The organism is Streptomyces sp. NPDC043896, from assembly GCF_056435605.1.
The window spans coordinates 1-13487 of the sequence record NZ_JBWKEE010000024.1 but is presented as its reverse complement, the minus strand read 5'-3'; the positions used below and the strand labels follow the sequence as shown (position 1 = coordinate 13487).

The 13487-nt window shown below is 72.2% G+C and carries 14 protein-coding genes; 7 read left to right on the top strand and 7 right to left on the bottom strand.

The window, feature by feature from the left end; all coding sequences use genetic code 11:
• The first annotated feature begins 13 nt into the window (after nucleotides 1-13).
• Nucleotides 14-1237, top strand: coding sequence for a low temperature requirement protein A (locus AC069X_RS29165; protein WP_478733094.1), 1224 nt, complete (start codon nucleotides 14-16; stop codon nucleotides 1235-1237).
• 5 nt (nucleotides 1238-1242) lie between these two features.
• Entirely contained in the window at nucleotides 1243-1404 is a 162-nt protein-coding gene (locus AC069X_RS29160; RefSeq protein WP_478733092.1) for a hypothetical protein, read from the top strand.
• Between the two features lie 162 nt (nucleotides 1405-1566).
• Here the strand turns inward: AC069X_RS29160 and AC069X_RS29155 are convergent, their stop codons facing one another.
• The 3 genes from AC069X_RS29155 to AC069X_RS29145 all read right to left on the bottom strand — a co-directional run bounded on the left by AC069X_RS29155 (nucleotide 1567) and on the right by AC069X_RS29145 (nucleotide 4178).
• Nucleotides 1567-2574, bottom strand: coding sequence for an EI24 domain-containing protein (locus tag AC069X_RS29155; protein WP_478733090.1), 1008 nt, complete (start codon nucleotides 2572-2574; stop codon nucleotides 1567-1569).
• Nucleotides 2575-2664: 90 nt separating this feature from the next.
• Nucleotides 2665-3090, bottom strand: a complete 426-nt coding sequence (locus tag AC069X_RS29150; RefSeq protein WP_478733088.1) for an organic hydroperoxide resistance protein — start codon at nucleotides 3088-3090, stop codon at nucleotides 2665-2667.
• 65 nt (nucleotides 3091-3155) lie between these two features.
• The gene (locus AC069X_RS29145) at nucleotides 3156-4178 is read right to left on the bottom strand and encodes an NADP-dependent oxidoreductase (protein ID WP_478733086.1); all 1023 of its coding nucleotides are present in this window, start codon (nucleotides 4176-4178) and stop codon (nucleotides 3156-3158) included.
• A gap of 96 nt (nucleotides 4179-4274) precedes the next feature.
• Between AC069X_RS29145 and AC069X_RS29140 the strand changes: the two genes are divergently transcribed.
• A complete protein-coding gene (locus tag AC069X_RS29140; RefSeq protein WP_478733085.1) occupies nucleotides 4275-4697 on the top strand; it encodes a MarR family winged helix-turn-helix transcriptional regulator in 423 nt (140 codons plus the stop codon).
• A gap of 175 nt (nucleotides 4698-4872) precedes the next feature.
• Here AC069X_RS29140 and AC069X_RS29135 read toward each other — a convergent pair whose 3' ends face one another.
• Nucleotides 4873-5559, bottom strand: coding sequence for an SCO2400 family protein (locus AC069X_RS29135; protein WP_478733083.1), 687 nt, complete (start codon nucleotides 5557-5559; stop codon nucleotides 4873-4875).
• 78 nt (nucleotides 5560-5637) lie between these two features.
• Here AC069X_RS29135 and AC069X_RS29130 point away from each other — a divergent pair, with 78 nt between their 5' ends.
• Nucleotides 5638-6216 carry a hypothetical protein gene (locus tag AC069X_RS29130; RefSeq protein WP_478733081.1) on the top strand — a complete coding sequence of 193 codons (579 nt, stop codon included), beginning with the start codon at nucleotides 5638-5640 and terminating at the stop codon, nucleotides 6214-6216.
• A gap of 118 nt (nucleotides 6217-6334) precedes the next feature.
• Here AC069X_RS29130 and AC069X_RS29125 read toward each other — a convergent pair whose 3' ends face one another.
• Nucleotides 6335-7036, bottom strand: coding sequence for an esterase/lipase family protein (locus AC069X_RS29125; protein ID WP_478733079.1), 702 nt, complete (start codon nucleotides 7034-7036; stop codon nucleotides 6335-6337).
• Between the two features lie 222 nt (nucleotides 7037-7258).
• On the opposite strand from AC069X_RS29125, the gene AC069X_RS29120 reads away from it, so the two are divergent.
• Nucleotides 7259-8296 (top strand): rod shape-determining protein, encoded by a 1038-nt coding sequence (locus AC069X_RS29120; RefSeq protein WP_478733077.1) that lies wholly within the window; start codon nucleotides 7259-7261, stop codon nucleotides 8294-8296.
• Nucleotides 8293-9873, top strand: coding sequence for a sensor histidine kinase (locus AC069X_RS29115; protein ID WP_478733075.1), 1581 nt, complete (start codon nucleotides 8293-8295; stop codon nucleotides 9871-9873). The genes AC069X_RS29120 and AC069X_RS29115 overlap by 4 nt, the downstream gene beginning before the upstream one ends.
• 509 nt (nucleotides 9874-10382) lie before the next feature.
• Here AC069X_RS29115 and AC069X_RS29110 read toward each other — a convergent pair.
• Both AC069X_RS29110 and AC069X_RS29105 read right to left on the bottom strand, forming a co-directional pair.
• Nucleotides 10383-10985: a GNAT family N-acetyltransferase gene (locus tag AC069X_RS29110; protein ID WP_478733073.1), complete on the bottom strand. Its 603-nt coding sequence runs from the start codon at nucleotides 10983-10985 to the stop codon at nucleotides 10383-10385.
• Between the two features lie 11 nt (nucleotides 10986-10996).
• Nucleotides 10997-12244: a hypothetical protein gene (locus AC069X_RS29105; RefSeq protein WP_478733071.1), complete on the bottom strand. Its 1248-nt coding sequence runs from the start codon at nucleotides 12242-12244 to the stop codon at nucleotides 10997-10999.
• Between the two features lie 304 nt (nucleotides 12245-12548).
• On the opposite strand from AC069X_RS29105, the gene AC069X_RS29100 reads away from it, so the two are divergent.
• A complete protein-coding gene (locus AC069X_RS29100) occupies nucleotides 12549-12806 on the top strand; it encodes a hypothetical protein (protein WP_478733069.1) in 258 nt (85 codons plus the stop codon).
• Nucleotides 12807-13487: the final 681 nt, after the last annotated feature.

Here is a 13487-nt window from a genome sequence, read left to right as displayed (position 1 = left end):
GGGGGGACGCGAGATGGAGTCACAGGAACCCGAGAAGGCCGGAACACCCGAGAGGGCGGAGACGCCTGCGGAGACGCCCGAGAAGGGCGACAAGGGCGAGAAGGGCGAGAAGAAGGTCGCGTGGTCGGAGCTGTTCTTCGACCTCGTGCTCGTCTTCGCCGTCACCCAGGTCTCCGCCCTGCTGCACCACGACCACGGCTGGGCCGGCACCGGCCGCGCCCTGATCGTCTTCGTCCCCGTCTACTGGGTGTGGGTGGGCAACACCGTCCACGCCAACACCCACGACGCGGACCGCCCGCTGCACCGGATCGCCCTCTTCGCCGCCGGGCTGTGCGGCCTGCTGATGGCCCTGGCCCTGCCCGAGGCCTACGGAGACCGTGGGCTCCTCTTCGCCGGCGCCTACTTCTGCGCCCGCCTGGTGCTCGCCGCGCTCGCGCACGGCCGCAGCCGCCGCCTCCGGCCCACCCCGGTGACCCTGTCGGTGCTGATCAGCGGACCGCTGCTGCTGGCCGGCGCCTTCCTCGACGGCGGACACCGCGTCGGGCTGTGGGCCCTGGCCGCCGCCGTGGACCTGGCCGCGCCCCGCCTGACCCGCTCCAGCATGGTCCGCCTGAACCTCGACCCGGGCCATCTCGCCGAACGCTTCGGCCTGTTCGTGATGATCGCGCTGGGCGAGTCGATCGTCGCCGTCGGCGCCCCGGTTGCCGCCTCCCCCGACCTGGACGCCGGCTCCCTCACGGCCGTCGCCGTGGCCTTCGTCCTGGCGTGCAGCCTGTGGTGGGTGTACTTCCACCTGGCCGCCGGAGCCGTCCGGCACGGGCTGGAAACCGCCGCCGTGCGGGCGGACGTGGCCCGGCAGGTCCTCTCGTACGGGCACCTCTCGCTGATCGCCTCGATCATCGCGGTGGCCGTCGGGATGGCCGAGGCCGTCGCCCACCCGGGGGCCCGGCTGCCGCTCGGCGTCGCCGCTCTGCTCTACGGCGGCTGCGCCCTCTTCCTCGCCACCTTCGGCTACACCCGGCGGCACCTCTTCCGCTCCTGGTCGGTGACCCGGCCGGCGGCCGCCGCGGTCGTGCTCGCCCTGCTGCCGGCGGCCGCGCTGCTGCCCTCCCTGGGGGCGCTCGTGCTGCTGACCGCCGTGGTCACCGCCCTGAACCTGGTGGAGCTGGGCATGGTGCGCCGCCGTGCGCTCGCCGCCGTCCGGCCCCGGGAGGCTTCGCCGGGGCCGGCATCCTGAGCCCCATGAAGATCGCCGCCGCCCTCGCCGACCGGGCCCGCGGGCAGGGCGCGGGGCTCGTGGTGTTCCCGGAGTTCACGCTCACCGGATACGAGCCGGAGCACCTGGCCGGCGACCCCGGCCTGTGGCTGGCCGACGCCGAGGACCCCGCCGGAGTCCCGGCCTGACGGTCCGCTCAGGCCGAGTCCGGGAGGAGCCGCTCGGCGCCCCACTCCCCCGGGGCGCGTCCGTCGCGGGGATCTCGCACACCGTCGCACTGATCGAGGGCGGGGACGTCGCCGCCGAGGAACCCGGCGCCGCTGCTGTCGCTGCTGCGGCGGCGGCAGGCGTCAGCCCTGGCCGTACGGGTTCGGCGTCTCGCCGTACGGGTTCGGGGTCTGGCCGTACGGGTTCGGGGCCTGGCTGTACGGGTTCGGGGCCTGCGCGTACGGGTTCGGCGTCTGGCCGTGGGGGCCGGGGGCCTGGCCGGTCGGGCCCTGCCCGTAGGACTGCCCGTACGGGCCCTGCGGCGCGCCGCCGGGGCCGTGGTGGCCGGTGGTGCCGGGCCGCTGCCCGGGGCCGTCCTCCTCGGCGTCGTCCCCGGAGCCGTCCTCGGCGGAGTCCGCGCCGACCATGTCACGCGCCAGCAGGGTCGCCCCCGCCACCGCGCCCGGCATCAGGAACACCGCGACGAACGGGATGAGGAACGCCAGCACCAGCGGCACGCCGAAGCCCAGCGCCTGCGCCCGCCGCCCGCGCAGCAGGACGAGCTGCTCGGCCAGGTCGACCCGGCGCCGCTGGAGGGCGACGGAGGTGAGCTCCTGCGTGAGGAAGAAGCCGGAGACGCAGAACCCGATCGCCGGGACCACGGTCTGCCCGAGCACCGGGATGAAGCCGAGGGCGAACAGCAGGATCCCGTACAGCACCACCCGCACCAGCAGCCGCACGCTGTCCCGGGCGGAGATCCACAGGTCCTCCCAGAACGAGCGGCCCGACTCGGGCACCTCGCCGCCCTCGGTCCGGTCCACCTGCTCCGAGAGGGACTCGTAGAAGGGCTGCCCGACCAGCAGGGTCACGGCGGTGAAGGTGATCACCGAGAGGAAGAGGCCGAGGGAGACGGTCACCGCGGTCAGGAAGCCGCGGAAGAGGCCGAGCCAGGGCGAGGACCAGTCCGAGGCGAAGGGCGTGGCCCACTGGACGAAGTCGTCGGCGCCGTAGAGGAGGCCGGCGAGCGCGGCGGCGTACAGCACCAGCGCGACCAGGCCCGGCAGCAGGCCGAAGCCCAGCCAGCGGCCGTTCCGGAACACCCATCTCTGTCCGGCCAGCAAGTACCGGAAGCCCCCCGCAAGATCACGCATGGGGCCAGTTTATGGCCGTCCGGACACGGTGAAGGCCGCACCCCCGGGGGGGTGCGGCCTTCACCAGGCGTGCGACGCGTCCGAACGACGTCAGGCGACGTTCAGCTCGACCGTGATGTTGCCGCGGGTGGCCTTGGAGTACGGGCAGATCTGGTCGGCCTTCTCGACCAGGTCCTTGGCGGTGGCGGCGTCCACGGTCGGGATCGAGGCCGTGAGCTTGACGATGATGCCGAAGCCCTCGTCGTTCTTGCCGATGCCGACCTCGGCGGTCACCGTGGAGCCGGTGACGTCGACGTTCTCGTTGCGGGCGGCGACGCTGAGCGCGCCCTGGAAGCAGGCGCTGTAGCCGGCCGCGAAAAGCTGCTCCGGGTTGGTGCCGGCGCCGCTGCCGCCGAGCTCCTTCGGCGGGTTCACGACGACGTCGAGCCGGCCGTCGTTGGTGGCGACGCGGCCGTCACGGCCGTTCTCAGCGGTGGCGACGGCCGTGTACGCGACGTCGGTCTGCGTGATGGACATGAAGAACTTCCTCCAGATGAATCGCCGCGATGCGCGCCCACGATCGCGACGGTCGTGGAGTGAGCCTAACCCGTGAACGAAACGATCATCTTTCCGGTGTTCTCTCCGCGCAGCATTCCGAGGAAGGCGTCGGTGGCGTTCTCCACGCCCTCGACGACCGTCTCGTCGTAGCGGAGCTCGCCGGAGGCCAGCCAGCCGGCCACGTCCTTGACGAACTGCTGCTGCATTCCGTAGTGGTCGCCGACCAGGACGCCCTGGAGGCGCAGCCGCTTGCCGATGACCAGGGCGAGGTTGCGCGGGCCGGGGGCGGCCTCGGTGTCGTTGTAGCCGGCGATGGCCCCGCACAGGGCGGCGCGGCCGTGGACGTTCAGGGAGGAGAGGGCGGCCTCCAGGTGGTCGCCGCCGACGTTGTCGAAGTAGACGTCGATGCCGTCGGGGGCGGCCTCGGCCAGCTGCTTGGCGACGGGGCCGTTCTTGTAGTTGAAGGCGGCGTCGAAGCCGTACTGCTCCGTGAGGTGCGTCACCTTCGCGTCGGAACCGGCGGAGCCGATCACCCGGGAGGCGCCCTTGATCCGCGCGAACTGGCCGACGAGGCTGCCGACCGCGCCCGCCGCGCCGGAGACGAAGACGGAGTCGCCCTCCTTGAAGGAGGCGACCTCGAAGAGGCCGGCGTAGGCGGTCAGGCCCGGCATGCCGAGGACGCCGAGGTAGGCGGAGAGCGGGGCGAGGGAGGCGTCGACCTTGGTGGCGTGCTGGGCGTCCATCTCGGCGTACTCGCGCCAGCCCAGCATGTGCAGGACGTGGTCGCCGACCTGGAAGCCCTCGGCGGCGGAGGCGACGACCTCGCCGACCGCGCCGCCCTGCATCGGCTCGTCGAGGCGGAAGGGCGGGATGTAGGACTTGGTCTCGTTCATCCGGCCGCGCATGTACGGGTCCACGGACATGTGGAGGTTGCGGACCAGGATCCGGCCGGGGGCGGGCTCGGCGGAGACGGGCACCTCGCGCAGGGCGAAGTCCTCGGCCACGGGCCAGCCCTGCGGGCGGCGGACGAGGTGCCACTCGCGGCTGACGGCGGGGATCTGAGACATGAGGGACTCCAGGGGGAACGAAGATTTACTTCAGAACGTGAAACAACCATGCGCCTGGATATTTCATGTTGTCAAGTAACCGGGTACCCTGGATCCATGCCCAGTCGTCGCGCAGACCCAGTGACCGTCGAGGTCGTCGAGCTCATCGGCGATGTCGTGGCCCGCTACCACATGGAGTACGAGGAGGCGGCCGCCCGCCACCAGCTCACCGGCGCCCAGGCCAAGGTGCTGAACCTGCTGTCGATGGAGCCGCTGCCCATGCGGCGCATCGCGCAGAAGCTGCGCTGCGAGCCCTCGAACGTGACCGGCATCATCGACCGGCTGGAGACCCGCGGCCTGGTCGAACGACGCCCGGACCCGGCGGACCGCCGGGTGAAGCTGGCCGCCCCCACCGAGGAGGGCGTGGAGACCGCGGAGCGGCTGCGCGAGTCCCTGGACTTCGCGCGCGAGCCGCTGGCCGGGCTCTCCGCGGAGGAGCGCACGGCACTGCGGGACCTGCTCAGGCGCATGCTGGGCTGAACCGCCCGGGCGGGCGGGCCCCGCCTCCCCGGAGCCGGAGGACCGCTTCCGTCACGCCGGACGGGGCCCCGCGACGCCTGACCGCGCCCCGCCGGTCGCACGACCCCGCCGGACCGGGTTTGGCCCAGCCGGACCGGGCACGGCCCCTCAGACCCGCCGGGTCGGCGGAAGATCCTCAGCAGAAGATCCAGAAGACGCATTCCTCGGTCGGCTCGGGGGCGGGCTTGCCCGGCTTGGTCTTCGTCGGGGACGGCTGCGCCGTGCCGGTGGGGCCGGGCGCGGGCTGCGCCGGCTTCACGGGCTGTACGGAGGCCCCGCCGCCGGAACCTTTCTGCGAGGGCGTCGCTCCCGAGGCGGAGGCGCTCACGCTCGCCGAAGGCGTCGCGGAGGCGCTCGGGCTCCCGCTGGGCCGGGCCGTCTTCGCCGCCCCGCCGGAGGCCTTCGGCAGGACCGGGGGCACCGCGGGCCCCTCCACGCTGGGCAGCGCGTCCGGCTGCTTCGGCCCCTCGTCGGTCAGCACCACCTTGTCGGCGCGGTCGACGCCCTCGTCGTCCCCGACGATCCGGGCCACGGCGATCGAGCCACCCGTCGCCAGCACCAGCCCGAGCCCGAGCGCGAGCACGCCCCGGCCCCTCCTGCGGCGGGTGGCGGCCCGCTTGCGGGTACCCGCACGGCCCTCGTGGGGGCTCGACAGCACGACCAGGGAATCGGCGAACACCTCGGCCAGCGCGGGCTGCGGCTCGGGGCCCTGGGCGGGCGCGCTGGGCGCGGCGACCACCAGGTGCTCGGCCGGGGTTCCGCACCCGGCGCAGGCGAGCGCGCCGTTGAGGTGCCTCTGACAGGCGGGGCAGAAGTAGTTCATGGCGCCCGCAGGCTATGCGGTCCCCGGCAACATAAGCATTCCGGGAACGTAAGGATCCTGTGTGGAATCGTTACGCACATGACCGCCACCCCGGCTCCGGGGCGTCCGGGAGCCTTCGGGCCGGCCGCCTTCCAGCTCGTACTGCTGCGCAGGATGGCCGACTTCCAGCCCGACCTCGCCGAGCAGGCCAGGCTGCGCCTGGGCGCCACGCTCGCGGAGCAGCGGGAGGCCAACCGGCGCTGGCAGGCGATGGTCCGCTCGCCCCGCTCCCGGGGGGCCCTGGCGCGCTACCGGTCGGTGCTCGGCCCGCCGGAGTCCGCGGAACGGCGCGCCATCGGGGACCTGGAGTGCGAGGCGCTGCTGTGGCCGGTGACGCTCTGGCCGGAGCTGCGGTTCGAGGTGCTGGCCGCGCCGGACGGGGCGGTGTGGAACGAGTGGCTGGTCCGGGCCCCGGGCGCGCGGGGGCCCGTACTGGAGGCGGCGGAGGACCTGCTGCCCTGGTCGGCGACGGTGGACGAGGTGGCCCGGGCCTTCGCGCCGGCGCGGCCGATGGAGGGCACGGCGCCGACGCGGTGGCGGCTCGCCTTCACCGCGTCGGGCCGGCCGCTGGTGGCGGAGTTCACGTACGGGCTGCTCCAGCGGGTCCAGGAGGGGTAGCCGCGCCGCGCTGGTCAGCCGGGCAGGTCAGCGGGCGTCGGCCGGACACGCGGGTCAGCCGCAAGGGGCGCCCGTCGGACACGCAGGTCAGCCGGGGGGCGTCGGCCGGACACGCAGGTCAGCCGCGCAGGAACGCGCGGACGCCCGCCGAGGTGGCGTCGTCGCCGAGCAGGTCGTTGTGGTCCAGGCAGCCGACCGGCGTGTTGAGGGCACCGGCGAGCGGGACGCTGCTGTCGGGGTTGACCACCTCGTCGCACTCCGACCAGAAGGTCGCGTACTTCACCGCGCCCGGGGTCTCGTCCCCCGAGGCGAGGTTCTTGACCACGTACGAGCCCGGGGTCATGTCCCGGCACGCCTGGTCCCACAGGGCGCAGGCCCAGGCCGTGGAGGTGCCGTGGTTGGGGCCGGCGAGCGAGACCCAGTGGTCCACGGCCGCGTCGCCGCCGCCGAACTTGACGTACCAGCGGCTGACGAGCGATCCGAAGGAGTGCCCCACGAGGTCCACGCGGGCGGCGCCGGTCTGCCGGCGCACCTGGTCGACGTAGGCGGCGAGACGGCCGGAGAGCACCTCGTTGACGGACTGGTGGGTGTCGTAGCCGAAGGAGAAGAGCTCCGGATCCGCGTACCCGTCGGCCCTGAGGTCCTCGCGCAGGGAACCCCAGACCCCCGGGTCGGCGTTGTAACCGTGCACGAAGACCACCGGATTGCGGGAGGCGGGCGCGGCGGCGGCCGGTGGCGAGGAGGCCTGCGCCGGGAGCGGCACCAGGAGGGTGAGGCAGAGGGTCAGGAGCGCCAGGATTCTCTGGCGGGGCGTCAGCATCGGGTCCCCTTTACCTTGTTACGCCTGAGTAGCGCGGATGGTGCGCGCATGCTCCTGCCTGTCGGTACAGAAATCCACCCCCGTGCAGCACTCCTCACCCGTACGACACACCACGCCCGGAGCATTCCAACGGGCGATAGGTCCTATTTATCCGAGAAGATATGGAATGCGATCGGCGGCCGCCGGTCTCATCCTGCGTCAGCGCTCTCGGGAGGATCTGCCGTGACCGTCAGTCTTGAGCAGTTGCGCCGCTGCCACGTCGCCGTCGACCTGGGAGCCGCGAGGACCCGCGTCTACGTCAAGGGAGCCGGCCTCGTCGTCGACGAGCCCAGCGTCGCCGCCGTCAACACCCGCACCGGCGCCCTCATCGCCGTCGGCACCTTCGCCGAACGGATGACCGGCCGCACGCCCGACTACATCCGCGTCGTACGCCCCGTCTCCGGCGGCACCGTCGTGGACATCGAGATGGCCCAGCGAATGCTGCGTCACCTGCTCGGCGAGAAGCTCCGCCGCGCCCTGCGCCGCAAGCCCCGGCTGCGCGCCGCCTGCTGCACCCCCCACGACGCCGACCCGCTCGCCCAGCGCGCCGCCGTGGAGACGATGGTCGGACTCGGCGCCCGGCGCGTCGAACTCGTCGACACCCTGATCGCGGCGGCCGTCGGCTGCGGCCTGCCCGTGGAACAGCCGACCGCGACGATGATCATGGTGTGCGGGGCGGCGGCCACCCAGATCGCCGTGCTCTCCCTCGGCTCGATCGTCACCGCCGAACGCATCCCCGTCGGCGGCGAGGCCATCGACCACGCCGTCGTCCAGCACCTGCGGCACGCCCACGAACTGATGCTGCCCAGCCAGGCCGTACGCCCCCTCCAACTGGCCCTGCACGGCAACGGCATCACCCCCGAAGGCCCCGCCTCCACCCTGATCCACGGCCGCGACGTGGCCACCGGACTCGCCCGCTCCGTCCACGTGGACACCGCCGCCGTGCGCGACGCCATCCACACCCCGCTGACCGCCGTCCTCGACGGCATCGGCAAGGTCCTGCGGGACTGCCCGCCCGACCTGGTCGCCGACCTGACCGACCGGGGGATCATGATGGTGGGAGGCAGCGCCCTGCTGCCGGGCCTGGACAAGATGCTGCGGGACTCCACCGGAATGCCCGTCGCCATCGCCGAACGGCCCGACGTGTGCGCCGTGCTCGGGCTCGGCGCGATGCTGGAAGGGAAAATCGCCCCCATGGTCCTCAACCCGCTGGCCGAATGACCCTGGACGGACCCCCCGGGGCCGGCACGCCCTCCAGCCTCCCGGTACTCCTGGAGGCGGTCCTCAGCGTCGGCTCCGAGCTGGAACTGCACACCACCCTCCAGCACGTCGTGGACTCCGCCACCGAGCTGTGCGGGGCCCGGTACGGAGCGCTCGGGGTCGTCGACCCCGAGCGCGTCCGGCTGACCCAGCTCTTCACCTCCGGGATGACCGACGCCGAACGGGCCGCCATCCCCCGGCTGCCCGACGGCCGCACCGGCGTACTCGGCGCGCTGATCAGCGACCCCCGGCCGCTGCTCCTGGACGACCTGACGAAGGACCCCCGCTCCGCCGGCTTCCCGCCCGGCCACCCGCCCATGCGCAGCTTCCTCGGCGTGCCGATCCGCGTGCACACCGAGGTCTTCGGGAACCTCTACCTCACCGAGAAGCACGGCGGCGGCCCCTTCACGGACGAGGACCTCGCCCTGATGCGCGTCCTGGCCTCGCAGGCCGGGATAGCGATCGGCAACGCCCGGCTGTACGAGACCGCGCGCCGCCGGGAGCGCTGGATCGAGGGCGCCGCCGCCGTGACCACCACCCTGCTGGCGGGGCGGCCGGCGGCGGACGCACTGATGTGCGTCGCCGAACGCGCCCGGCTGCTCGCCGACGCGGCGGCGGGCGTGGTCCTCCAGCCCACGCCGGAAGGCGGCATGGAGATCGTCGCCGCCTCGACGCACGGCGACCCCGGCGACCTGGTCGGCACCGCCATCGCCCCCGGCTCGCCGGTCCTCGTGCAGCTGCTGGGCGGGGAACCGGTCTTCATAGAGGACTCCGCGACCGACCCGCGGATGACCACGCACGTCCGGGAACGCTTCGGGCCGAGCATGATGCTGCCTCTGCAGAGCGGCGGCCAGCTCATCGGCACCCTCGCCCTCCCGAGGGCACGCGGCGGGCCGCCGTACGACGCGGTGGACCGGCTGCTGGCCTCACAGTTCGCCTCCCAGGCCGCACTGGCCCTCGTCCTGGCGGACGCGCAGCACGACCGGGAGCAGCTGGCCGTGTACGAGGACCGCGACCGGATCGCCCGCGACCTGCACGACCTGGTGGTACAGCGGCTGTTCGCGACGGAGATGATGCTGGAGAGCACACGGCGCAGGTCCTCGAACGCGGCGGCGGACGAAGCAGGCGGCGGCGACGAGGTCGGCGAGGAGCTGGGCCGCGCCGTGGACGAGCTGGACTCCACCATCCAGGAGGTCCGCACGGCCATCTTCGCCCTCCAGCAGCCCCCGACCGACGCCCCCACGACCTTCCGCGGAAGGGTGCTCCGCGAAACCGGCGGAGCCGCCGTCCTCCTGGGCTTCCAGCCGTCGGTGCACTTCGCGGGAGCGGTGGACGCGCTGCTCCCGGACGCGGTCACATCGGCCCTGCTGTCGACCCTGCGCGGCGCCCTGGCGGCGGCCCACCGCCGCACCGAGGTCACGTCGATCGAGGTCGAGGTGGACGCCACCCCCTCCCGCGTCCGCCTGACGGTCTCGGACGACGGCCGCACGGAAACGGGCACCCGGGGCACGACGGTGGTGTGGGAGGCGGGCCTGTGACGGCTCGCGCGGCGGGGCGGTACGCGACTCAGGGCGGGGGTGCGGGGGCGGTGGCCCCTTGGCCCGTGTCGGGGAGGGGCTGGGGGTTTCCCGTCAGTCCCATCGTCGTTCCGTGTCGTGCCGGTCCCTCAAGGGCGCTCCTTCGTCGCGTCGCTTCGCGATCGCCTTCGGCGACCCTTGACCGACCGGCCCGCCCCGGAAAGCCGAAAGACTGCCGGGAAACCCCCAAAGGAACGGTCACGGGGCAGAGGAGGGAGGGACGGGCCTGTCATGGACGAGACGAGGGACCGGGGGCCGGCCCGCCGGGCATCCGGGCCCTCAGCAGCCGAGATCCGGGACCACAGGGCCTCTACCTGCACGAAAGGTCGATCAGAGCGACCTGCGGAGCACCCGGGCGCGGCAGATCGCTACGCGCTCCTCATTTATTGGCGTCCGGCGGCCGTCTAGGGCTGATACCTGCAGTAAAGGACGACCAGGGCAGCCGGGAAGCGGGCGGGCGCGACAGATCGCTACACGGTTCCGCGAGAAGGCGTCCGCAGCTCGTCCGTGCCGGTCTGACGGTCCAAGGCGAGCAGCATCACGTCGTACGAGGGTGCTCCAGGCCACGGGTGGGCATCACCCACTTTCCTGTAGCCCCATGCCCGGTAGGCGGCTACGGCCGCTTTGCTGTCCGGGTGGACGTTGAGCAGCACGCGCTCGGCGGCGGTGTTGGCGATCAGGGTGTCGTGCAGGCGGCGGGCGATTCCCTGTCTACGCCAGTGGGCGCGCACGGCGAGTTCCATCAGGCCGAAGGTTCTGCGGCCGTCCTCGCGGCGCATGTCCGCTGGCACTGGCCGGGTGAGCTGGTCCCACCAGCCTGTCCGGGAGCTGAGGGGGTAGCCGTAGGCCATGCCGACCGGTTCGCCGTCCTCGGTCGTGGCCAGTGCTCCGACGAACGTGCTCTTGCGGGTCTGGGAGTGGAAGCGGCGGAAGGCGGACGACACATCCGCCTCGGTCTCGGAGTAGGGCGGTTGGGCGAAGACTTCGGCGTAGACCAGTCGGAAGGCGTCCTCGGCCTCCGCCGCTGCGGGTCCGTCGAGGCGCTTGATGATGACGTGTGCTGACCGGCTCATCCTGGGCCCTCTCAGATGGTTTCACGGATCCGTGCGACGCAGTCGCGGGCGGTCCGGCTTTCGATCGCGGCTGCCGAGCGCCCGAAACCGCGTACTTTGCCCAGCAGGCGCGGGGAGGCGATTCCGCCCCAGGCCTCCATGACGCCGTCTACCTCGGCGCACGCCTCCTCAACCTCGCCGGCCGCGAGTAGAACATCGGCAAACCTGATGCGGTAGGAGGCACTGTTCCGGGCCAAGCCGCTTCCGATGCCGCCGACGGCAGCCCGGAGGAACGGAAGCGCCCTGTTCGGCTGGTTGGCTCGCATGTACATGTCGGCGGTGGCGTAGTCGACCTCGAACGGTCCGACGAACCGAGCCCAGGCGGGTACTTCCTCATCGCGGTCCGTGCGGCCCTGGAACTGGACGGCTCGGCTCAGAGCCCGGCGCGCGTGCGGCAGGTCACCGGAGTGGATGGCCACGTTGGCACCCCGAAGCGCGATCAGCAGATGAACCGTCGCCCCGGCCCGTACACGGGTCGCCAGTTGGTACGCGTTCTCGACGGCGCTCGCGGCTTCCCACGTTCGATTCGCCTTGATCGCCAGCAGGACGAGCGTCTCCAACACCGAGATCTGAAGGAGGGGGTTGTCGACAAGCTGAGCTGCTGTAAGGGCTTCCATGCACGCGGACCTGCCCTCGGAGATACGGCCGCCGTCGTAGCCGTACCAAGCCCGATGGCCGTGCAGTTCGGCAAGCATCGTCTGGAGTTCACGGCCTACGGCGGATGTGTACGACGCTTTGCGCAGGGCGCTGGTGATGTCCGCCTCGATGCGGTCGGCTTGTGCGCCCGCCGGCACGCTGCCCTTGGTGTGGTCCGTCTGGTAGAGCCCTTCAAGTCTCTCCCGCAGATGCCCGAGCTCGGCCGTACCCACGCGCACCCCTGGCTCGGCGGGAATGAGGGCCGCAGCCACGAGGGCGCCCGCGTCCGCGACGAAGGTCCTCCTCTTCACCTCCCCAGAGTCGCTGATCGGCTCCGCCATCGTCACGCGATGCCGAGGAACCGCGAAGCCCATCTCCGCAAGCGGGACACCGAACATCGCTTCCAGAACGGCCTGCTGTCCCGGATGAGGCAGCGGTGGAGGTGTCTCGTTCTCCCAACGCCGCAACTGGCGCACGCTCACCGAGGCGGCAATACCGAGCCGGGCCGCCTCGGCCGCGAATGCCTTGACGAACGACGCCTGCGTGTAGCCCGCCCCCTGGCGTAACGAGACCAGCGTCTCCACAGCTCGCTCACCATCCGTGCATCGTCCGTAACGGATCCAGGATAGGGGCGGTCGCTCGGCGGCGAGTGAAAACGTCCGCCTGAACGTCCGCCCTCCCAGCGCCCGTGTCACTTCGCCGAGCGATGGACTTGGTCCACGCCGTTCCGCTTGAGGACAGGAGGACCCATGTGTGCGCACTGCGACAAAGCGGCCCAAGACGATCCGTGGCCGCTGCCGGAGCCCGGAACCGGACCGAGTCAGGAGCTCCTCAACCGTGCTCGTGCCGGCTGGGAGCGCTTCTGTGACACTTTCGAAGGAGCGTCGGATGAGTGAGCGGTACGAGTACGTCCCCCATCGACTCCTACGCCGCCGTGTTCGCGACATCGCCTCCGGTGTCGAAGGTGAGCTGATGGCGGTGATCAACGAGAACGTCTCGGACTCTGTCACGTACGAGCGCTGGATGGAGCTGGCCTACATCCGGGGCGCTTCAGGTCGCGAATTCACCACCGCCGTCTCCAACGTCCAACCCGCCGACGAGCAGCCCAAGACGACCGCCAGTCGCCGAGATCGGGGGAGCGCGTAGCGATCTGCCGCGCCCGCCCGCTTCCCGGCTGTCCTGGTCGTCCTCTGTTGCAGGCAGCACCCCCGGACGGTCGCCGGACGCCAATAAATGAGGAGCGCGTAGCGATCTGCCGCGCCCAGGTGCTCCGCAGGTCGCTCTGATCAACCTTCCCTGCAGGTAGCCGGGCCCCTCGGCCCTGGCGGCGGGGATCTGGAGCCCGGATGCCCGGCGGGCCGGCCCCCGGCCCCTCGTCTCGTCCATGACAGGCCCGCCCCTCCCTCCTCTCCCCCGTGACCGTTCTTTTGGGGGTTTCCCGGCAGTCTTTCGGCTTTCCGGGGCGGGCCGGTCGGTCAAGGGGCGCCGAAGGCGATCGCGAAGCGACGCGAACGCAGTGAGCGCCCTTGAGGGACCGGCACGACACGGAAGGACGATGGGACTGACGGGAAACCCCCAGCACCTCCCCGACCCCGCCCAAGGGGCCACCGCCCCCCGGCCACCCACCCGCACCCAGGGGGCGGGTGGGCAACCGCCGACCGGCCCCGGGGGGTCGAGGGGGAGATGGCGGGCCCGGGCCGTCGGCAGTGGATGGCCTCGCGAGCGGGCTCCGCCTAGATGAATGAGTCCGATGTCTTCAGTGGTCGTAGGCGATCAGTGATCGTTTGACGGGGGCGCCGGTGGTCCAGTTGTGCCAGATGCCGGCGG

Bases quoted from the DNA above. Each gene is read 5' to 3' on its own strand.
- AC069X_RS29150 (WP_478733088.1), bottom strand. From the start codon at position 3,090: ATGTCCATCACGCAGACCGACGTCGCGTACACGGCCGTCGCCACCGCT.
- AC069X_RS29115 (WP_478733075.1), top strand. From the start codon at position 8,293: ATGACCCTGGACGGACCCCCCGGGGCCGGCACGCCCTCCAGCCTCCCG.
- AC069X_RS29135 (WP_478733083.1), bottom strand. From the start codon at position 5,559: ATGAACTACTTCTGCCCCGCCTGTCAGAGGCACCTCAACGGCGCGCTC.
- AC069X_RS29155 (WP_478733090.1), bottom strand. From the start codon at position 2,574: ATGCGTGATCTTGCGGGGGGCTTCCGGTACTTGCTGGCCGGACAGAGA.
- AC069X_RS29110 (WP_478733073.1), bottom strand. From the start codon at position 10,985: ATGAGCCGGTCAGCACACGTCATCATCAAGCGCCTCGACGGACCCGCA.
- AC069X_RS29100 (WP_478733069.1), top strand. From the start codon at position 12,549: ATGAGTGAGCGGTACGAGTACGTCCCCCATCGACTCCTACGCCGCCGT.
- AC069X_RS29140 (WP_478733085.1), top strand. From the start codon at position 4,275: ATGCCCAGTCGTCGCGCAGACCCAGTGACCGTCGAGGTCGTCGAGCTC.
- AC069X_RS29165 (WP_478733094.1), top strand. From the start codon at position 14: ATGGAGTCACAGGAACCCGAGAAGGCCGGAACACCCGAGAGGGCGGAG.
- AC069X_RS29125 (WP_478733079.1), bottom strand. From the start codon at position 7,036: ATGCTGACGCCCCGCCAGAGAATCCTGGCGCTCCTGACCCTCTGCCTC.
- AC069X_RS29145 (WP_478733086.1), bottom strand. From the start codon at position 4,178: ATGTCTCAGATCCCCGCCGTCAGCCGCGAGTGGCACCTCGTCCGCCGC.
- AC069X_RS29130 (WP_478733081.1), top strand. From the start codon at position 5,638: ATGACCGCCACCCCGGCTCCGGGGCGTCCGGGAGCCTTCGGGCCGGCC.
- AC069X_RS29160 (WP_478733092.1), top strand. From the start codon at position 1,243: ATGAAGATCGCCGCCGCCCTCGCCGACCGGGCCCGCGGGCAGGGCGCG.